The sequence below is a fragment of the Nonomuraea sp. NPDC050202 genome, from assembly GCF_040656115.1.
Classification (GTDB): Bacteria; Actinomycetota; Actinomycetes; order Streptosporangiales; family Streptosporangiaceae; genus Nonomuraea.
Window position 1 is genome coordinate 1 of sequence record NZ_JBFALF010000028.1, and the last position, 20,023, is coordinate 20,023.

At 67.1% G+C, this 20,023-nt stretch carries 11 protein-coding genes and 1 tRNA gene; 8 read left to right on the plus strand and 4 right to left on the minus strand.

Annotated elements, in window-relative coordinates; all coding sequences use genetic code 11:
• Nucleotides 1–971 precede the first annotated feature (971 nt).
• The 3 genes from AB0I79_RS45590 to AB0I79_RS45600 all read right to left on the minus strand — a co-directional run bounded on the left by AB0I79_RS45590 (nt 972) and on the right by AB0I79_RS45600 (nt 9,243).
• Entirely contained in the window at nt 972–1,892 is a 921-nt protein-coding gene (locus AB0I79_RS45590) for a hypothetical protein (RefSeq protein WP_357887267.1), read from the minus strand.
• Nucleotides 1,893–1,959: 67 nt separating this feature from the next.
• A tRNA-Arg gene (locus AB0I79_RS45595) sits at nt 1,960–2,028 on the minus strand.
• 1,044 nt (nt 2,029–3,072) lie between these two features.
• The gene (locus tag AB0I79_RS45600; protein WP_357887270.1) at nt 3,073–9,243 is read right to left on the minus strand and encodes a VWD domain-containing protein; all 6,171 of its coding nucleotides are present in this window, start codon (nt 9,241–9,243) and stop codon (nt 3,073–3,075) included.
• 140 nt (nt 9,244–9,383) lie between these two features.
• Here AB0I79_RS45600 and AB0I79_RS45605 point away from each other — a divergent pair, with 140 nt between their 5' ends.
• Complete coding sequence (locus AB0I79_RS45605; RefSeq protein ID WP_357887273.1) at nt 9,384–10,274, plus strand: hypothetical protein; 891 nt, start codon at nt 9,384–9,386, stop codon at nt 10,272–10,274.
• A gap of 4 nt (nt 10,275–10,278) precedes the next feature.
• Here the strand turns inward: AB0I79_RS45605 and AB0I79_RS45610 are convergent, their stop codons facing one another.
• Nucleotides 10,279–10,566 carry a tetratricopeptide repeat protein gene (locus tag AB0I79_RS45610; RefSeq protein ID WP_357887276.1) on the minus strand — a complete coding sequence of 96 codons (288 nt, stop codon included), beginning with the start codon at nt 10,564–10,566 and terminating at the stop codon, nt 10,279–10,281.
• Between the two features lie 1,559 nt (nt 10,567–12,125).
• Between AB0I79_RS45610 and AB0I79_RS45615 the strand changes: the two genes are divergently transcribed.
• From AB0I79_RS45615 to AB0I79_RS45645, 7 genes are all read left to right on the plus strand, one after another.
• Nucleotides 12,126–12,521, plus strand: a complete 396-nt coding sequence (locus AB0I79_RS45615) for a hypothetical protein (protein WP_357887279.1) — start codon at nt 12,126–12,128, stop codon at nt 12,519–12,521.
• 321 nt (nt 12,522–12,842) lie between these two features.
• Nucleotides 12,843–13,637, plus strand: coding sequence for a thymidylate synthase (locus AB0I79_RS45620; protein ID WP_357887282.1), 795 nt, complete (start codon nt 12,843–12,845; stop codon nt 13,635–13,637).
• A gap of 24 nt (nt 13,638–13,661) precedes the next feature.
• On the plus strand, nt 13,662–14,369 hold the full coding sequence (locus AB0I79_RS45625) for a sulfotransferase family protein (protein WP_357887285.1): 708 nt from the start codon (nt 13,662–13,664) through the stop codon (nt 14,367–14,369).
• A 156-nt stretch (nt 14,370–14,525) separates the two neighbouring features.
• Nucleotides 14,526–15,449 carry a glycosyltransferase family 4 protein gene (locus AB0I79_RS45630; RefSeq protein ID WP_357887288.1) on the plus strand — a complete coding sequence of 308 codons (924 nt, stop codon included), beginning with the start codon at nt 14,526–14,528 and terminating at the stop codon, nt 15,447–15,449.
• A gap of 168 nt (nt 15,450–15,617) precedes the next feature.
• Nucleotides 15,618–16,598, plus strand: coding sequence for a hypothetical protein (locus AB0I79_RS45635; protein WP_357887289.1), 981 nt, complete (start codon nt 15,618–15,620; stop codon nt 16,596–16,598).
• On the plus strand, nt 16,595–18,217 hold the full coding sequence (locus tag AB0I79_RS45640; RefSeq protein WP_357887292.1) for a glycosyl hydrolase family 28-related protein: 1,623 nt from the start codon (nt 16,595–16,597) through the stop codon (nt 18,215–18,217). Before AB0I79_RS45635 ends, AB0I79_RS45640 begins: the two co-directional genes overlap by 4 nt.
• A gap of 5 nt (nt 18,218–18,222) precedes the next feature.
• Nucleotides 18,223–20,022 carry an ABC transporter ATP-binding protein gene (locus AB0I79_RS45645; RefSeq protein ID WP_357887295.1) on the plus strand — a complete coding sequence of 600 codons (1,800 nt, stop codon included), beginning with the start codon at nt 18,223–18,225 and terminating at the stop codon, nt 20,020–20,022.
• The last annotated feature ends 1 nt before the right edge of the window (nt 20,023 follow it).

A 20,023-nucleotide genomic window follows, 5' to 3' on the forward strand; every position in this document is an offset into this window, starting at 1 on the left:
CCCGTCTACCAGGAGCTTCTTGCTGTCACCGGCCGAACCACGGCGTTGCGATCATCCTGTGACCAGGACCTCGCCGCGGAGCCTGGAAAAGGTTCAGTGACTGTTACCAGACGGGGTCGTCGATGATGACAGCCGGGCTCGGTGCGTGCGGCCAGTTAATATCCATGCGGACGCCACTACCGATGTCCACCACAGCCATAAGCGCGGCAAGGCTGAAGCGGATGCCGGCTTCCCTGCATGCATCCTCGACGAACAGGAGATCTTCATCGATGGGGTCGTGCGCGGTTGGCCGGTCGCCGTGGGGGAATTCCCTCCACGTCAGTCGGATTTCACCGTCGACGGCATATGTGAGCTTGTGCTTATAGAGTATAGAGGTAATGCTCCATACTCGTTCATCCTTCTCGCAGAGCTCTCGCAGGACCGAAGGCTCGTCGACCCCGCCTTCCTGGCTTTGGAAGAGGAAATACCCTTCTTTTTGTCTGTCTATCGACGCTACCGATCTGGGATCTGGGAATAAATAGGTCTGCGCCTGACGCGACGTTAACCTCTTCCTCGATGCTGGCTTCGGCGGATCGCGACAGCCTCGCGCCGATCTCCTCTGCGGAGGGAGGCAGAGTGCCGGTGCGGGCCGCCGTCCAGTGGAATCCGTCCTGCATCCACGCGTGCTCGTCCAATAGTCGCTCATAGTGGTTGATTAATTGGAGAGACATGGCCTTATCCTTGCATACTTTCGTAGCGGGCGGGAAGTTGTGCCGCCCGGCAGGACTACCGTAAATGAATTGAGAACATCCTGGCCGGGCGGCATTGTGGTCTCAGCTAGTTAGTTGGCCACAGAAGGGATGCTGCAGAGCTGCTCCCGAGTTGGCTTCGGATCGCTGGACGACGGAGGTACGAACCTGTTGGAGAATTTATCGCCGAACAATACTCTGTCGGCATGAAAGTAGCGGTTGAGGTAGAGGCCGGCTAGGCCGTTATTGGTGTCCCGGATGGGGGCAGAATGACCACATATTTGAGTTTGGTGCACCGGTGCGTTCGCGAGTTGATGCGAATGGATACTCGTCGCACTGCTTCGGATAGTCGCCTGATGACGCATATCCAGGCCACATCCGATTGCATTTCGTGTTCGTGGTGTCCTGATTCAGGGCTGCCTGTTTCTTGGCTTCTTTGTGTAGATATCCGGTGTTGGGTGAACCACTGATATCGCACCCGCCGAGGCTCTTTCCTGGGTTATCCGGCCAAGTCTGTCCGTCGGGATCTACGCAGGCGTTCCAGTAGTGCTGATAGGCCTGTGTGATATCCCATTCTTTTCTCCCGGTCTTATTCGTGACCTTTGGTTGCCACTTGACGGCGGATTTGGTTTTGTAAAATACGCAACCGCCTGCTTCGTAGTCGTTGTCTGATGCACTATCGCAACGGATAATAGTGCCGGTTATCCATCGATCTGCATTCGTGACGTACTTGTAGCGGATGGTTGTGGGCCAGTTCGGGAAGTTGGCATACGCCTTGATGCTGGTGAAGCTCACCAGTTCGTCATTGGATACATATTCCTTGGCTCCGTTGGCTCCATCAAGCCATTCGGTTACGCGCTTCTTTGATGCCTTGTCGTGTGGGCATCTGAACCGGAAGGTTGCGTGTCCATCGACGATCCAACTGCTGATGATACGGGTTTGACGATTATCAACCGTCTGGCCGCCCCGGGATGTGACGTGTTCGCACCGGGTCTTGTTGCCGATGTCCATCCCGAGAGTCATCGTCCTGCCAGGCGGCAACGAGTAGGGATTGTGGTTGTACACGTACGCCTCGATCACGATGTCGCGGGCCGTGTCGCCTTTGCTTTGATCTCGCCCATCGACGCCATTGAATGTGTAGCCGATGAGCATGACATCGGCCATGTACCTCTCGAAGGAACCAGGGGCCTGGGATACAAATGACCTGCGGCGAATGCCTGGTGGAGCTGAGTGCCCCGGCAGGATTCGAACCTGCGGCACCCGCTCTTCGGATGCTGGTGTTCCTGTAGAAGCCGGGCGCCTCGATGACGCTGTGGCAGGCCAGTGAGATCGTGGTTCGAGCACAGCCGTTCGCCTTCCGACTGTCGATACCATACATGCCCGTGCTGCCGTGGGACGTGCCGGTGGCGTACGATTCGCCGGCCCCCGCGGGCGCAGGGCCGCGACCCGCCAGACCTTTCCTCCGGAGAATAAGCGAACGATCAGCAGGGCTGCGACATGGGCAACGGCTCGGGCGACGGCTTGGCCGGGACGCTCGACCGGACGGGAGGCTGGTAATCGTCGGGATGGACGACAGGGCTCCTGCTGTCCGGATGGCGGATGGTTGCTGATGGCCACCGTCCCGCTCAATCTCACCCCGTGAACCGATCACCGCGTCACAAGCTCTGCCGACAAGGGTCTTCATCGGCAGGGCAAGTCCAAGCGCCACTGAGGTAACCATAGGTATGGCGGCCCGTTAGCATACCGTCGTGCTCGGTGCGTGCTCGCACGCCCCGTCACACGTCGTCAGGACCCGGCAGTGCCTGACGCGCAAAACGTGCTGAGGCGGCACGAACCATCACCCAAAGGCACAGGCCGGTATTGAAAGATCTTGCTTCTAATCCGACGGTCGCAGGTTCGAATCCTGCAGGGCGCGCCACTCCATCTGCGGAACTGCAGCGGGGGCCGCGCTGGGACGGCATGGGGCAAATATGGGGCAAAGCTGCGTCACGCGCTGAGCGGCCGCCCCATCGCGGACGCTGCTCGCAGCACCAGCGGGGCCGTTTCCCGGGCGGCTTCGTGGGCCACCTCCGGTAGCACCGAGACGTAGGCGTCGGCGGTCAGCACCACACCAGCTGCCAGCCGTGCGACATGTGCCGCGGCAGGATGGAGCGGTCCGGGCTCGGGCGCGTGGTGTACGCGCTGTTCAACGAGCAGCTCGCCGGGCTCAAGCCGGTGGCGGCCGGCCCCGGTGCCGCAGGAGGGACCGGCGCTGTCCGAGGAGGCCCGCGTCCCGCTGGAGGGCTACTACTGGAAAGGGCACGGCCGAAGCGGTTCCGGCCGTGCCCGTTCGCGTTTCAGCTCGTCACGGCACCGCCACCTTCGCGGTCAGCGAGCCGACCTTGTCGGCCTGCGGGTTGAAGACGATCGTGTACGTGCCCGTGGCGGGCAGCGTGGTCGCCGCGATGGTGCAGTTGCGGCCGCAGTAGGGCGAGCTGCCCAGCGCCGTGCCGTCGGGCTTCAGCAGGCCGACCCGGACATCGGTGGAGGCGGCGAAGCTGGTGCCGGTGAAGGTGACGGCTACCTGCTGCCCGGCGGTGCCGCTGAAGGTCCAGCTCCCGTTCTGGCCCGGGGTCGTGGTGGTCAGCGTGACCGCCGTGCCGCCGATGGTGACCGCGGCCGGGGCGAGGTCGCGGACCGCTTGGACCTTGAGGGTCAGCTTGCCCACCTTCTCGTCCTGCGGGTCGAACTCCACCGTGTAGGTGCCGGTCGCGGGCAGTGCCACCGGCTCCAGGAAGCAGTTCTTGCCGCAGTAGGTGGCTGACACCAGCGTGGTGCCGTCCGGCTTCTTCACCGACACCCGCGCACCGGTGGTGGCGGTGAAGTTCGCGTCGGTGAGGTTGAACGACACCACCTGCCCCGCCGTCCCGGCGAGCGACCAGGTGCCGTTCTGGCCGGGGGCCGTCGTGGTGATCGTCGAGGCGGCGCCGCCGACGGTGACCGCGCCGAGCAGGTGGGTGACCGCGTACGCCGCCAGGGTCAGCTTGCCGGTCTTGTCGTCCTTCGGGTTGAACTCCACCGTGTAGGTGCCGGTCGCGGGCAGTGCCACCGGCTCCAGGAAGCAGTTCTTGCCGCAGTAGGTGGCCGACACCAGCGTGGTGCCGTCCGGCTTCTTCACCGACACCTGGGCGTCCACCGAGCTGGCGAAGCTCGCGTCGGTGAGGTTGAACGACACGAGCTGCCCGGCCGTCCCGGCGAACGACCAGGTGCCGTTCTGGCCCGGAGTGGTGGTGGTCAGCGTGGAGGCGGGGCCGCCGAGCGTGACGTTCGCGCTCAGGTGGGTGACCTCGTGCAGCTGCAGGGTGATCGAGCCCGTCTTGGCGTTCTGCGGCCTGAACTCGACCGTGTAGGCGCCGTCCACCGGCAGCACGGCCGGGTCCAGCAGGCAGTTCTTCCCGCACGCGGTGTCGTCGATCAGGACGGTGCCGTCCGGCTTGCGTACCGCGACGTAGGCGTCGTAGGTGCTGGTGAGCGTCGAGCCGGTGAAGTTGAACGACACCCGCCGGCCCGCCGTCCCCGTGAACGTCCAGACGGCCTTCTGCCCGGCGCCGACGGTGGTCAGCGTGGACGCCGGGCCGCCGACCGAGGTCGTCCCGGTGACGTCGCCCTCGGTGAGCTGCGCGGTCAGCGAGCCGGCGAAAGCCTTGCGCGGGTCGAACAGGATCGTGTACGTGCCGGACGCGGGCAGCGTGATCGGGTCCAGCACGCACAGCTTGCCGCAGGAGGTGTCCTCCCGCAGGACGGTGCCGTCCGGGCCGCGCACCGAGACCGCGGCGTCGGAGGCGCTGGAGAACGTCCCGTTCATGAACGCGAGGTTGACGTAGCGGCCCTCGGTCCCGGTGAAGGTCCAGGTGCCGTTCTGTCCCGGGATCGTGGTGGTCAGCGTCGAGGTGACGCCGTCCACCGCGATCGTGGCGGTGACGTCGTTCACCAGGTACGCCCGCAGCGTCAGCGCGCCCGTCTTGGCGCCCTTGGGCCGCAGGTCCACCTGGTACGTGCCGGTCGCCGGCAGGGTGACCGGCTCCAGCAGGCACCCGGTGCCGCAGTTGGTGTCGGCGATCAGGTCGGTGCCGTCCGGCTTCCTGACCTTGACGGTGGCGTCCGAGGCGTAGGTGAACGTCGAGCCGGTGAAGTCGAACGACACCCGCTGCCCCGCCGTCCCGGCGAAGGTCCACAGGCCGCGCTGCCCGGGGATGGTGGTCGTCAGCGTGGACGCCGGCCCGCCCACGGTGATCTGCGCGGTCACGTCCGGCGGCACGAGGTTGAGCTGGGCCGAGATCGAGCCGGTCTGGATGCCGGCCGGGTCGGCCACCACCTGGTAGGTGCCGTCCACCGGCAGCACCGTCGTGTCGAAGTAGCAGGAGCTCGCGCAGAACGTGGACGGCACCAGGACCGAGCCGTCCGGCTTGCGCATGGAGGCGTTCGCGCTGGAGAACGTGCCGCCCGAGAAGGTGACCGAGATCCGCTGCCCGGCCGTCCCGGCGTACGTCCAGGTCGGGTTCTGGCCCGGACCCTTCGTGGTCAGCTCGACCGGGTCGCCGCCGGCGGTCAGCGTGCCTGTGACGTCGCCCTCGGTGACCTGCGCGGAGATGGAGCCCACCGCCGTGCCGGAGGGGTCCAGCACCACCGTGTAGGTGCCGTCCGCCGGCAGTGTGGCCGTGTCGAAGGCGCACGACGCCTTGCAGAATACGGAGTCGAACAGCTCGGTGCCGTCCGGCTTGCGGACCAGCGCGTACGCGCTGCTGAACGTGCCGCCCGTCAGGGCGAACGCCACGCGCTGCCCCGCCGTGCCGTCGAACGACCAGGTGGCGGCCTGTCCGGCGCCGGTCGTGGTCAGCTCGACCGGGTCGCCGCCGGCGGTCAGCGTGCCCGTGACGTCGCCCTCGGCGACCTGCGCGGACATGGAGCCCACCGCCGTCTTGGACGGGTCCAGGACGAGCGTGTAGGTGCCGTCCACCGGCAGCGCGACCGTGTCGAACGCGCACGACGTCTTGCACCAGGTGGACCTGTACAGGTCCGTGCCGTCCGGCTTGCGCAGCGACGCGTACGCGCCGCTGAACGTGCCGTCCGCCAGGGAGAACGCGACACGCTGCCCCGCCGTGCCGGCGAACGTCCAGTACGCCCGCTGGCCCGGCCCGGTCGTGGTCAGCTTCACCGGCCCGCCGCCGACGGTCAGGACGCCGGTGACGTCACCCTCGATCACGCTCGCGGTGATCGGCCCCGTGTGCAGGTCGCTGGGGTCGACGAGCAGCGTGTACGTGCCGGTCGCCGGCAGCGTGGTGGTGTCGAAGGCGCAGGCCGCCGGGCAGTAGGTGGAGCCGAACAGCCGCGTCCCGTCCGGGTTGGTGATCGAGGCGCTGGCCGCGCCGGCGCCGCTGACCGAGAAGGCGACCCGCTGGCCCTGCGTGCCGGTGAACGACCAGGAGGCCGTCTGACCGGGGACGGTGGTGGTCAGCGTGGACGGCGCGCCGATCGCGACCGTCCCGGTGACGGCCGCGGGCACCGCGTGCAGGCGCAGCGCGATCGAGCCGGTCTTGGCGTCCTCCGGGTCCCACACCATCGAGTACGTGCCGGTGACCGGCAGCGTCTCGGTGTCCATGAAGCAGCCCTCGCCGCACGACCCCTGATCGAGGATCTTCCCGTCGGGGCCGCGCAGTTGCAGGGTGGCGTCGCCGAGGGCGGTCAGGGTCGAGTCGCTGAGCACGGCGGAGACCTTCTGGCCCGCGGTGCCCGCGAATGTCCAGGTGCCCCGCTGGCCGGGGTCGGTGATCTGCAGCGGCACCTTCGGCCCGTCGATCGCCGCGGTGGCGGTGACGTCGGCCCCCAGGGTGTTCACGCTCAGCTTGTAGGGGCCGAACACGTCGTTCCACGGCCACACGCGCAGCCGGTAGGCGCCGGCGGGCAGCGCGTCCACGCGCTTGGCGCCGCACAGGTAGGAGGTGGCGACGCTCGCGCCCGCGGCGTCGGCCAGCTCCCACCGGAGCCCGAACCCGGACCCGGGGCACTCCTGCGCGTTGACGAAGACCGAGGCCGGCTGGTCCAGCGTGAACCGGTACTCATCGACCGCGACCTCGCCCTCCAGGTTGCCCGCGCCCTCGCCGGGCACGCCGTCCGAGGCCGTGAACGGCAGCGAGACCGGGAATGTCTGCGGCGGGGTGACCTCCAGGTCGAGCGCCACGTTGTCGAGCCCGTACGCCTGGTTGGACAGGCCCGCCGTGCCGGTGGCCGAGACCTTGACCTCGATCTGGCTGTTCTTGTGCGTGATCGGCATCGTGACGCGGTACTTCGCCCACGGCAGGCCGTTCGCCAGCGTCCCGGACGCGACGGGCGTCAGCTCGCCCGGCGTGATCGTGTGCGGGTCGTCGCGGTCGGTCTCGACCTTGATCGTCTCGTTGTCGGAGTCGGACGTCCAGTCGCCGACGGCCAGCAGGTCGAAGCTCAGCGTGCCGGCCTTGTGCAGCGGCAACGACTGCACGAAGAACCGGTAGGAGTCGCTGCCGCTGAACGGCCCGGCGAACGAGGTCACCGCGGGGTCGGCCGACACCCGCGAGGGCAGCGTGTTCTTGCCCAGCGTGCCCTCGAAGTCGATCGTCAGGTCGCCGCTGGCGTCCACGGCCTGCGCCGCCGGGTCGAGGGCCACCGTCTTCTGCTCGGCGGCGGCCTCGGCGAACGAGGTGTCCGCGGTCAGCGCGATGTCCAGGACGCAGTCGTTGAACGGCACGCCCGGCGCGACGCCGCTCTCCTCGCACTGCGCCGTCGCGAGCTGCATCTGCTCGGGCGTCAGGTCGTGGATCGTGACGATGCGGGAGGGGAACTGCAGGTTCGTGAACGTCGCGGTGCTCTGGCCCGGGCCGTAGGTGAACAGCGACTCGGTGTCGTCCAGCCGCCAGGAGTTGGCGTAGTCGGTGTGCAGCTGGGCGGGGCTGGCGTTGGCGGGCAGCTGGGTGCCGTCACGCAGCTTCAGGTCGTTCTTCGGGTCGCCGTCGGCGTTGCCGAGCAGGCCCTCCAGGTCGCTGTCGGCGGACGGCGGCAGGTAGAGGCCGGCGGCGCCCCGCCTCCAGGACAGGACGGGCCCTTCCAGGCCGTCGAACATGACCAGCCACTTGCCGTCCTTGCGCAGGACGAACGCTTCCTTGCCCAGGTAGAGGATCTTGTCGGTGCCGAGCGTGAACTTCTGGCCGTCGATGTAGAGGTCGTCCTCGTGGAACTCGACCTTGTGGTCACCGGCCTCCATCGCGGCGTCGAACATCACCGACACGTCCCGGCCGCCGCTGGCGGGGCTGAGCCGGCCGTGGATCTCCAGGCCGTGCTTGTCGCTGTTGGCGAGGACGAACTCGCCGACGGACTGCAGGTCGTAGCCCAGGCCGTCCAGGGTGGTGAAGTGCGGCTCGCCCTTGACCAGGCCGCCGTGCTCGGAGAAGTACCACAACAGGATGAGGACGACCAGCGCGCCCACGCCGAGCGCCAGCGCCATCTCGATGGTGGCGAAGCCGGCCGCGCGCAGGAAGAGCGCGCCCTGCGGCGTGCGGAGGAACACCATGACGGAGGCGGTCAGCGCGGCCGCGGCCGCCGCGGCGCTGCCGTACTTGGCCACGTCGTTGTTCTGCGAGTCGTTGGAGTCGTTGCTGGGGGTGGTGAGGCGGTCGATGAGCTGACGCAGGCCCTGCGGGATCGGCCAGTCGCGGTCGTCGTCGTTCTCGTCCAGCTCGGGAATGTCGGCGGGCGGGCTGCCCGGCGGGGGCTGCCGCTTGCTCTCCTCGCACTTGCGTTCCTTCTTCACCTCCTCGATGTGCAGCAGTCCGGGAACGGGCGACAGCGCCCGGTACGTGGAGAGCTGGTAGCCGTCCTTGCCGTCCACCTTGCAGGAGGGGTTCTTGCTGTAGACCTGGAACCAGTCGTCGTAGGTGCCCCAGCGGTTGAGCACCGTGCCGGCGGTGACGTTCTTGACACCGTCATTGGTCAGCACGCCGACGTACCGGACGACCTGCCCGCCCCAGCCGGAGTAGTCGGGGTTGCCGTCGACCTTGGCCTCGATCACCTGGCCCCAGTTGTTGCCGGCGCGGTCGTAGTAGACGATGTCGGGCCGGTCGCTGCCGCCGCTGAGGGTCGGCTCCCACTGGATCTCGGGGTTGATGAGCCCGCCGCTCCCGCCGATCTGGTCGCTCAGGTACTTGATGGCCCGGGCCTGCCCGATGGCCTCGATGCCGCCGGACGGGCTGCACTCGTTGGGCTGCTGGTAGATGTGGGTGCCGAGCACCGGACGGTCGCGCAGGCACGCCTCGTTGATGCGGCGGCGCGTGGAGTACATGTGGTTGAAGACGCAGCGTTTCTGGCCGCTGCGGCCGTTGGACCAGTCGCTGCTGTTGGGGGAGCAGGCGGTGGCCGCCTCCGCCCACCTGGCTAACAAGAACTCGGGCACGGGAACGAGGAACCCGGCCACGAGCACGGCCACCATGAACAGACGAAGACGCCGCACGCGTTCACCCCGAATAAAGAGGACATAAGACTGGCAGCGGGACCGTACACCCAAAAGATCATTGCGCGATAGAGATCACCAGCTCCCCTTTGGGGTGATCTTTGACTAGGCTGCGCACCGGATCAGTAACAGGAGGTGTCGTGGTCGTCGACCGGTCATGGGAGATCGCATTCGATGCGCCGGCTGCGCGGCTGGTGCGCGCGGCCCGGATGGTGCTCGCGGCCACCGGGCCAGGCGGGGCCGCCGTGATCGTGCTGGACGCCGACAGCGACACGTTCGCGGCCGTTCCCGGCCTGCCGGCGCACCTCGCGCCGGAGACGGTGTCGCTGTCGTCCGACGGCACCCGGCTGGTGCTCACCGCGCGCCAGGACGACGGCGCCGGCCCGCCGCGCGTCGTGCTGCACACGCTCGCCACCGGGGCTCGCCAGGAGTTCACCTCCGACGACTACCTGCGCGCGGCGCTCTCGCCGGACGGCACCCGCCTGGCCGTCCTGTCCGACCTGTCCGACGGCCCCGGCATCCCCGGCGTCGGCGACGAGCTCGCCGGCATCGAGCTGATCGACACCGGCACCGGCTCCCGGCAGCGGCTCTGGTGGGCCGAGGGCTACTGGGAGGAGGCCTCGATCAGCTGGTCGCCCGACGGGCTGCTGCTCGCCGCGACGTACCTCACGCTGGACGACGTCCTGACGACCGTCGTCCTCGACCGCACCGGCAAGGAGCTCGCCGCCTACGCCGAACGCGTGGCCCTGCCCGGCCCGCACTCCGTCTGGGCCTCCGGCCACGAGCTGGTCGTCTACCCGGAGCCCGACGACGAGAGCCCGCTGATCCTGATCGACGTGCGGACGGGCGGCGAGCGCCGCTTCACCCGGCGCACCTTCGACGGCTACCTCGCCGTCAGCGCCGGCCGTGTCGTCCGCCCCGGCTCCGCGCCCGGGCGGCTCGTGACCACCGACCTCGACGACGGCGACGAGCGCCCCTTCCTGACGATCAGCCCGGCCGTCTCGATCGACGCCCTCGACATCGTCGCCTGACGGTTCAGCCCCGCAGGCGCCGCTGCCCGGGGACCGCGTAGCCCGCCGACCGGTCGTCGTGCAGCTCCCGCCCCAGCTCGACGGCCCGGTGCAGTTCGACGGCCCGGTGCAGGTAGTGCGAGGCCGGCGCGGTCCGCCCGGCCGAGCGGTACAGCTCGCCGAGCGTCCGGAACGTGGCCGCTTCGCCGCTGCGGTCGCCGGGCTGCTGGAAGATCGCCAGGGACGCCTGGAGGCGGCCGGAGCCCTCGGCGCGCTCGCCGTTGGCCACCTGCAGCCCGCCGAGGCACTGCATCGCGTACGCGCCGCAGTGCCGGTCGTCAAAATCTTCATCGGCGTAGCACAGTTTGAGACGTGGAAGCGGCTGTCCGCCACGGAACGGAGATCCGCATCGGCCCAGGCCGCTGTAACTCCACGCCTCGACGGCGTCCGAGGAACACGGGCGAGCTCTCGCCGTCTGCCAGGCCGAGGTCGCCACAGGGGCTGCCGCCGACCCGGGAGAGCCGACGCGGCCCTGAACCGGCCCGTCCCGCAGAAGCCCCGCTGTGCACCAGGTCGGCCCGTAGCCTCGCTGCCGCCATGAGTTCGTCGGCCTCCTGCGGGTCCCTGGCGACATCTCCGGCTCGGTACATGATCGCCCGCAGGCGGAAGCGGTCATTAGCCGCTCACGAATTGGTGCAGGACGTAGTGTCCGCTCCCAGACAGGCTGTGGGGCTGACGGTCGCGCGGGCAGTCGTTGCGGCTGTACAGGCTGGGGCTGCCGGAGTCCCACAGCCCTGAACACTTGAAGCACCACCGGAAGTCGGAGTTCCCGCCGGGCCGGTCCCGATTGCCGACGTCCTCCAGTACGTATTCGCCAGATGTCGGAGTCGGCTGGCCTACTATCACGGGTCCGATCGGGGAGTGGGAACCCGTAGAGGAGGACGGGCAGGCTCTTCCGCCGCTGCCTCCGAGGAAGAACATCGCCTGGCATAGTGCACACCATCGCCAGTCGTGCTGCCCGGCACCGCCGTCCTCGACAGTTTTCACGACCCAGTCGATTCCGACGAAGTGGTGTCCGCCATCGAAGATGTTACCTCCAGGGCAGCCGCCTCGGGTGTTGTTGCCGGTGAACCACAGGATCCGGCAGCGGGAGGTGTTGCCGGAGCCTCTGCCTGCAGTAGATGTAGTCGCCGCGGCGGCCCCACGAACAGAGGTCGATCCGCCTCAAGTCACTGGCCCGGTAGATGCTGGCGTGCCTCCGGTGGTGTTCCACACGTACCACTTGCATTGCCAGAACAGCGTGGTCGTGTTCTTCCGCCAGGATCAACCAGGCCGTATGCGGTTTCCTCGCTGACGTCCGTGGTGATCGCTGCCGCGCCCAGCGAGCGCATGCCGGACCGGCTGGCACAGCGCAACGGGCGTCGCGCGTCGGGACAGGCCACGAGCCTCTGCCAGGACATCGAAAAACGCGAACTCGTCGGCTCTTTGCAGAGCCCCTCTCGGCTCCCCGAAATACCACCGTGCCGAGGGGAATGACATTGCCAATGGCTGGTCTGCTGTCGCCGCGAAGCAGGCCGACCGGGTCATGCAGTTGACTTACCTCTTGACTGCCCAGCCACCCGATGATTCACTACCACAGATCTTGCATCACGTCTGAGACAAGACCTTGCGTATCGCTGTTCTCGGTTGCCTCTAGCGGCCCGACCGGACGCATTTTCGGGGAGCTCTTTGTCGCGTACTGTCGAATGCCTGCTCAGGCCGATCGCGAGTAACCCCCGCGTCGCGCGTCATGCACCGCAGGCTCAGTTCGCGAACGTCTGCCGGGTCATCGATCTCGCTGCAACTTTTCGACAACTCTCCTGGAGGTCGCACATGTCCCTTATCGCGTATAGCATTGCCGGTGCCCTGCTGTTCTCCGCCAATCCGTCCACACCCCACGATCTTTCGGGAACGTTTGAGCGGACCTGGAATGCGTCCTCCTCGTGCCAGGGGACGTGGACGTTCGACGGATCAACAGTCTCAGTTGACGGCCGGGCGATCGATCTGAATGCGAACGACGGGGAGCCGGCTTCGTGCGTGTTCAGCATGCGCTTCGGCGACGGGGAGATGGAGTATTACGTGTCCCCCACCTCGTCCGAAGGGCCGTTCTCGCACGACTTCACCGAGGGGACGGACCCGCGGGAATTGAAGGCGCAACCCTGCAAGCGCGAATGGACGGGCATGGACGAGTGCGACGGCTACTTCGCCCCGCCCATCTGGACACGCTGACATCCGCCCAGGCTCGTCTTGGCAGGTCTCCTGGTGCTGCCTCCGGAATCGCCCTCTGCATACTTCGGATATACCGAGCGAAAGCCGTCCGCCACCGGGTGCGGACCCATGCCGTGGACCGCGCATGATCCCAGCTCAGACTCCGCAAGCAAATATGCGAGCGGCCTGAGATATGCCGCGAGGTCGTCTGCCGCGACTTGACCGATGCCGATCACGGCCCGGATCGAAGCCTTGACACCACGCCTTCCTTCGTTAAAGGTGGACGGCAGCGAATAATTCGGTCATCATTCAGATGCTTCGGACATCCGAAAGGCCCCTCGAATGAGACAGTACCTTGAACTCCTGCGCCACGTGCTGGACCACGGCGCGGCGAAGTCCGACCGCACCGGAACCGGCACGTTGAGCGTTTTCGGGTCACAACTGCGCTTCGACCTCCGTGACGGATTTCCGGCAGTCACCACCAAGCGGCTGAATCTCAAAGCCGTGATCGGGGAGCTGCTCTGGTTCCTGCGCGGAGAGACGAACATCAAGTGGCTGCACGATCACAAGGTCTACATCTGGGACAGCTGGGCGGATCCGGACGGCGAACTGGGGCCGATCTACGGGCACCAATGGCGGAAATGGGGCACTCCCGAAGGCCGAGTGGTGGACCAGATACAGTCGGTGATCAATTCCATCAAGAACGATCCCGATTCTCGAAGACATGTCGTGAGCGCATGGAATGTCGCGGACCTGCCCAAGATGGCACTTCCCCCGTGCCCCATTCTTGTGCAGTTCTATGTGCTCAACGGCACATTGTCGTGCCACGTCTACCAGCGTTCGGGCGACATATTCCTGGGAGTGCCGTTCGACATCGCGTCCTATGCCCTGCTGCTGTCCATGATCGCGCAGGTGTGCGACCTCGAGCCGGGAGAGCTCGTCTACTCCTTCGGGGATCTGCACCTCTACACGAACCATATCGAGCAGGCAAACCTACAGCTCACGCGCGATCCGCGCCCGATGCCGGTCCTTCACCTGTCTCCGAGGTGTCGCTCCATAGACGCGTTCACTTTCGAGGACATCAGTATTGCCGAATACAACCCGGAACCAGCGATACCGGCTCAGATCGCCGTCTAGGTCATTCGATCGAAGGGAGTCACCATGAAGGTCATTGGTGCAGGACTGCCGCGAACCGCGACCCTTGCTCAGCGGGTGTTCCTGGAAGGGGCGGGAGTGGGCGAGTGCTATCACATGACCCGGGTCTGGGACGACCTCACACAGGTTCAGTACTGGGTGGACGCCTTCGAAGGCCGGCCGGACTGGTCAGCGGTGTTCCGTGGCTACCAGGCCACGGTCGACTGGCCTGGTGCGTTCTACTGGCGGGAATTGATGGTGGCCTTTCCGGAGGCGAAGGTGGTCCTCAGCGTCCGTGACGGTGAATCGTGGGCCGCCAGTATGCGAAGCACCATATGGAGCCACCTCTTCGACGACACCCTCATGCGCGACCTGTCCGCCGGGCGGGCGAAGGTGGAGCCGGTATGGGCGCAGTACCGCCGCATGGTTCAAGCCATGTGGCGGAAGAGCGGACTGCTCGGCCCGTGCGAAGGAGAGTTCGATTCTCGTGCCGCCTCGAAGGCCATGGCGGAATACAACGAAGAGGTCCGGGAGACGGTCCCCGAGGACCGGCTGCTCGTCTGGTCTCCCGAGGACGGATGGGAGACGCTCGCCAAGTTCCTGGAGATTCCCTTCGAGGAGCCCTCGATCCCGCCGGTCAACACCGAGTCCATGTTCCAGCAGCGAACCTGCCGGCTGTCGCTGGAGAGCCTGAACAGATGGTCCGGAGATCAGCACGAGGCGACGACCCGTTGAGCCGGCGGGCGGCCGGACGTCGGTGCACCGCACCGGCCGGCGGCGGCGGCGGAGTGACGCCTATGAGAGAGATACGGTGAGCAAGGCTTGCGGATAATATTCGTGTCCTCGCAGTTCGGACCGGGTCCAAGCGGTGGGGACATCAGCGCACGGGCGTTGCTGCTCGCACTGCGCCGGCGGGGCTGGACCATCAAAGTGGTCACGGATGTGGCGCTCAGAGACTCGGTGACCGAGGACTGGAAGTCAGGTCTGGACTTCCACTACACACGCGAAGAAGACCTGGCGGCAGTTCTCTGCGCCATCGACGACGACCTCAAGGCCGAGGCGATCTTCAGTCAGAGCCGATGGTTTCCGCTGGTGGAAAGGTTCGCCTCGCTCCGGAGAATCCCGTCGGCCTGGTTTCCGCGCCGGATCGGCCTGGAATGGGATCCGCGAAGTACGGATGTGATCGTCGCCAATTCCCAGGCGACCGCCGGATACGTACAGGACACCTGGAGCAGAGAGTCTCTGATCCTGCATCCGCTGATCTCCCCCGAGCACTGCGTCGAGGAAGAACCGCAGGAGAAGGCGCGATACATCACGATGGTGAATCCGGTCGCAGAGAAAGGCGGCGAACTGTTCCGCAGTATCGCCGAGCGGATGCCGGATCATCTGTTCCTCGCGGTGCGCGGCTGGAAGGTCGGCAAGATCCAGTACGCCGACCTGGACCTCGACAACGTGACGGTGTGCGGGCCGTTCGACAGGATGGGTTCCGTCTACGCCGCCACTCGCCTGTTCCTGATGCCTTCTCAGTGGGAGGAGGCTTTCGGGCGAGTCGCGGTCGAAGCCATGATGAACGGCATACCTGTCATCTCCAGCGATCGCGGAGCGCTGCCAGAGGTGGTCGGCGATGCCGGCACGGTACTCACCACCAGAGACCCAGAGGTCTGGGTGCGGGAGATTCTCAGCTACGCCGATCCTGGCAAGTACCGGAACGCGGCCAAGAACGCCCTGCGCCGGGCCCGGGATTTCGACGTCGAGACACAGGTGGACGAGTTCCTGCAGCAGCTGGACGGCGTCCTGCCACAACGGCAGTGGTGATTCACCTGCCGGGGGCCCGGCGATCGACGGCAGCCGGTGAACGAGTCCATCGGACGACTTGGCGGGCCCGCCCGCCGTTGAAAGGTAGTCATGCGCGGCAGAGTCCTTTCCTTCGCAGTGAACCACCGGGGCATGGGGCACGCTTCCAGGCTCGTCGCCGTCCACTCGGTGCTGCGTGACCTGGGCGTGGATTCCGCCTTCTTCGTCAGTCACGAGCATCGCCTCATCTCCGACTACGGATTCGACCAGATCGTGATCCCGGAGAGGTCCGCGGCCGACTCACCGGAGGCCGAGCTCAAGAAGGCCGCGATCCGCAAGGCGGTCATCCAGGAGGTCATGGAGCCGCACGATGTCATCCTGCACGATGTGGCGATACACGCGGAGCTCTACGAACTCGGCGTGGTCCAGGGGCTTTTCCAGGGCTACATCTATCGGGCGCGCAAGGACCAGTCCGATCCGGCGCGTTTCATCGCTGACCGGGCGCCTGACGTCGACGTCGTCTACGTCCTGGGCAAGGCCGGCGAGACGGATCACCGGCATGGCATCCGGCTGCTGGGGGTAGCCGACGTGGTGCGCCGCAGAAGGGGCGAGAAGCCGATCTGGGGCAGCGATGACGACGGCATCAAGGTCGTGGTCATGGCTGGTGGTGGAGGGCATGCGGACGCCGAGGCGTTCATCGACGCCGCGGTGTCCGGAGTGCTCCACGCGTGTGCGGCGCAGGATCTGCGCGCGACGCTGTCCGTGATCACCGGACCGTACTTCCGGGGAACGGTTCGGGTGCCTCCTGCGCCTCATGTGAAGGTCCGTGTGCAGTCCTACCTCGGCCCTGAGTACTCCCCGTACGAGGGCACGGATGCCGTCGTCTCGCAAGGCGGCTACAACACCGTTCAAGAGCTCAAACTCTCCGGGGTCCGTGCCGTCGCGGTGCCCGGGGAGCGCCTGCGGGACGATCAGCATGCGCGTCTCTCCGAGCTGGACGTCCACGACAGTGTGGCCGTGTCCAGCGCGGATGCCGGCCAGATCAGCGCATCCCTGGCGAAGCTGTTGCTGTCCCCGGCGGGCGCCCCGGTGTCCGGGACGCAGCCCAGGGGGGCCTTCGAGATCGCCCAGGACATCGTCGGAACCCGTTCCCGAGCGGGGCGTACGTGAATGTCTGGCAGGCCTACGAGCGGCAGCCGCTGACGCATCCCACCATCCCCTACATCGCGTCGGCGGGATACCGGCTCGGTGCCACTCCACCCGACCTCGTAGCGGGCGTCAACGTGCTCGACTTCGGCGCCTCGGCCGAGGGCCGCCACGACAGTGCGGACGCCATCAATCGTGCCATCACCTCGGTGGGCGCGTCCGGGGGCGGCGTCGTCCACATCCCGGAGGGCAGGTACGTGGTCGACGACCTCATCCGGGTCTCGCACAGCAACGTGGTCGTTAAGGGTGCCGGTAGCGGGAGGACCACGCTGGTCTGCCGGACTCCACTCGAAGAGCTGGTCGGTGTCAGCGGTAGCCGATTCGGCGGCGAGAAGTCGGCGTGGAGTTGGTCGGGTGGCCTGGTGTGGGTCTGTTCGTCACCCCGGCTCGACAGGATCCTCGACAACATCCGTCGCGGCTCCTGGCCGCGCGAGGGGTGGCTGGACCGGGTCGAGGAGTTCCCCGAGCTGCTCGGCTCGGTGACGGTGCCCGCCCGGCGCGGCGACTTCACCGTCACTGTCGACTCTTCCGGCGCACTGCACGCCGGACAACGCGCGATCATGCTCTGGGACGACGGCGGGACCTTCGCGTTGCTGCGCCACATGTGCGGTGACATAGCGGGAGCAGAGTCCTATCCATGGCACCGGATGCGGAAGCTCCTGTCCTATCTCCCCTATGCCTGGCCCGTGCGCATCGATCGCGTCGAAGGGGACCGGGTCCTGCTCCGGCAGCCGCTTCCGCTGGACGTCGACACCGGGTGGAAGGTGCGGCTGGTGGCCGCCGAAGATCCGATCTGCGAAGCGGGGGTCGAGGGCTTGACCATGGAGCTGCCCGCTGCCCGGATGACGGAACACCTGCGCGACAGGGGGTTCAACGGAATCGCCTTCCAATGCGCCTGGGACTGCTGGTGCCGTGACATCGTCATCAAGGGCGGCGAGAACGGTCTGCTGCTGGTCTCCAGCAAAGGCGTCACCGTCTCGGACACGCAGATCGTCGGGGCGAACCGTCACCATTCCTACGTCTGCCGTGAGCAGTCTCACGACAACCTCTTCTCCGACTTCCGCATCACTCGTGCCGGCGAGTCGGACGAGGAGTGCAGGTTCCATCACGGGATCAACGTCGAGGGCCTGTCCAGCGGGAACGTCTGGCGGCGCGGCCGCATGCAGGCCGGCGCCTTCGACAGCCACCGGGGCCTGCCGTTCGCCAACGTCCGGACCCGGATCGAGATACACAACGACGGCTGGATGAGCGGCAGCCGCGACGCCGGCCCGAGGTACGGGGCCAGATTCGTGCACTGGAACATCTCCGTGACGAACGGCCACGCCAAGGGGATTCGCATCGACAGAAGCGCCCCGTACAGCACGACCGCGGAGATCTCCGGTCTGCACGCGGACGGCGAACCGGAATCCGACTTCGAGGGCGACCTTGCCGCCGTCTACGAGCCGCCCGGTCCGGGCGGCGGCACCGTCCCGGATCTGTACGACGCCCAGCGCGGATTGATCGCTGGATGCGCGCCAGGAGACCGAGGAACCCTGGCCAAGAAGGCGACTCTGCCGTTCGACAGCGACCACGGGCAGGAATGATGGGTTTGTCTGTTCCTTTCAGCAGCAAGGCGAGCCGCCTCGGGAACGGCTTCCACGTGGTGTGGATCGGGATGCGCCTCGAACCTCGCCTCTTCAGTGTCGCGGTGCTGGGCGGAATCGCCTACGGCGTCGGCATGGCGGCATCGGGCTGGGTACTCGGCCGGCTCACGCACGAGGTCCTGATGCCCGCGTTCGCGGCCGGGCACCTCGACGGAGCCGAACTCGCGCGGTGGGCCGGTGTGTTGTGCGGCATCGCCGTTGTGACGGCCGGCGGGGTGCTGGCACGTCGTGCTGTCGCGGGCAAGGTGATGCACCGGCTCCAGGCGCGGTATCGGCGCCTGCTGATCCGCAAGTACCTGGACATGCCGCCCTCCTGGCACCATCGCCGTCCAGCCGGGCAGCTGCTCGCCGTGGCCACGTCGGACATCGAGGCGACCTGGCAGGTTTTCGCGCCCCTTCCGATGGGGGTGAGCGTCCTGGCGATGATCGTCACGGGCGGGGCGGCGCTGCTCGCGGCGGACCTGCAACTCGGCGCGATCGGCCTGGCCCTGCTGCCCGCCCTCGTCGTCCTGAACTGGGGCTACCAGCGACGCGCCGCCCCGCTCGCCGCTCGCGTCCAGGCGTTGCGCGGCGAGGTCGCGTCCGTCGCGCAGGAGAGTTTCGCGGGCTCGCACGTCGTCAAGAGCCTCGGTCTCGAGGACTTCGAAGCGGAGCGGTTCCAGCGCAGCGTCGGCACGCTCCGAGACGCCAGCATCACCGTCGGACGGGCGCGCGTCCTCTTCGACACGGTCATCGAAGGCCTGGCGCCCCTCTGCGTCCTGGCAGCGCTGGCCGTGGGAGCCGTCCGCGTCGCCGGTGGGGACGCCGACGTCGGTGACGTGGTCGAAGTGGCCTATCTGATCGGTATGTTGGCCCTCCCGGTGCGGTCACTCGGGCCGGTCCTGGGAGAGCTCATCCGGGCGGCGGCCGGATGGGAGCGGCTGAGCGCGGTGCTCCATGACGACGACGCGATGGGGTACGGCGACAGGCGAGCGGACGGCTCCGGCGGCGTGGCGATCTCCCTGCGGGCGGTCGGCTACCGGTACCCGGACGCCGACGGATCTGCCCCGCCCGTGCTGCGGGACGTCAACCTGGAGATACCAGGCGGCCGGACGGTCGCGGTCGTCGGCTCCACCGGCTCCGGCAAGTCGACCTTCGCCTCCTTGCTCGTACGGCTCACCGACCCCACGGAAGGCAGCGTGCTGTTCGACGGCGTCGACGTGCGGGAGCTCAGCCAGCGGGCACTGGCCGACTGCGCCCTCCTCGTCACACAGGAGACCTTCGTCCTGGACGACACGGTTCGTAACAACGTGTTGTTCGGGGCGGATCTGAGCGACGGCGCGGTGTGGGAGGCCCTGGAAGTCGTCCGCCTTGCCGACTTCGTGTCCGGCCTCCCCTCGGGGCTCGATACGCCGGTGGGCGAGCAGGGCGCCATCCTGTCGGGTGGCCAACGTCAGCGACTGGGCCTGGCCCGAGCAGTGATCCGCTCTCCTCGCCTCCTGGTGCTGGACGACGCCACCTCGGCCGTCGACCCTCATGTCGAGGGGGAGATCCTCCATCGGGTATGCGAAGCGTTCCAGGACACCTCACTTGTGCTGATCAGTAACAGGATGGCGGCCATCCTGGTCGCGGACGAGATCGTCCACCTCGAGTCCGGCTCCGTTCACGATCGGGGAGGCCACGCCGAGGTCCTCGCGCGCAGTGCCTCGTACCGGCGGCTGGTGAGTGCTTATGCCCGGAGCGCGGCCCGGGACGGACAGTCATGAG

Bases quoted from the DNA above. Each gene is read 5' to 3' on its own strand.
- AB0I79_RS45590 (WP_357887267.1), bottom strand. From the start codon at position 1,892: ATGGCCGATGTCATGCTCATCGGCTACACATTCAATGGCGTCGATGGG.
- AB0I79_RS45610 (WP_357887276.1), bottom strand. From the start codon at position 10,566: ATGCAGTGCCTCGGCGGGCTGCAGGTGGCCAACGGCGAGCGCGCCGAG.
- AB0I79_RS45625 (WP_357887285.1), top strand. From the start codon at position 13,662: ATGAAGGTCATTGGTGCAGGACTGCCGCGAACCGCGACCCTTGCTCAG.
- AB0I79_RS45615 (WP_357887279.1), top strand. From the start codon at position 12,126: ATGTCCCTTATCGCGTATAGCATTGCCGGTGCCCTGCTGTTCTCCGCC.
- AB0I79_RS45620 (WP_357887282.1), top strand. From the start codon at position 12,843: ATGAGACAGTACCTTGAACTCCTGCGCCACGTGCTGGACCACGGCGCG.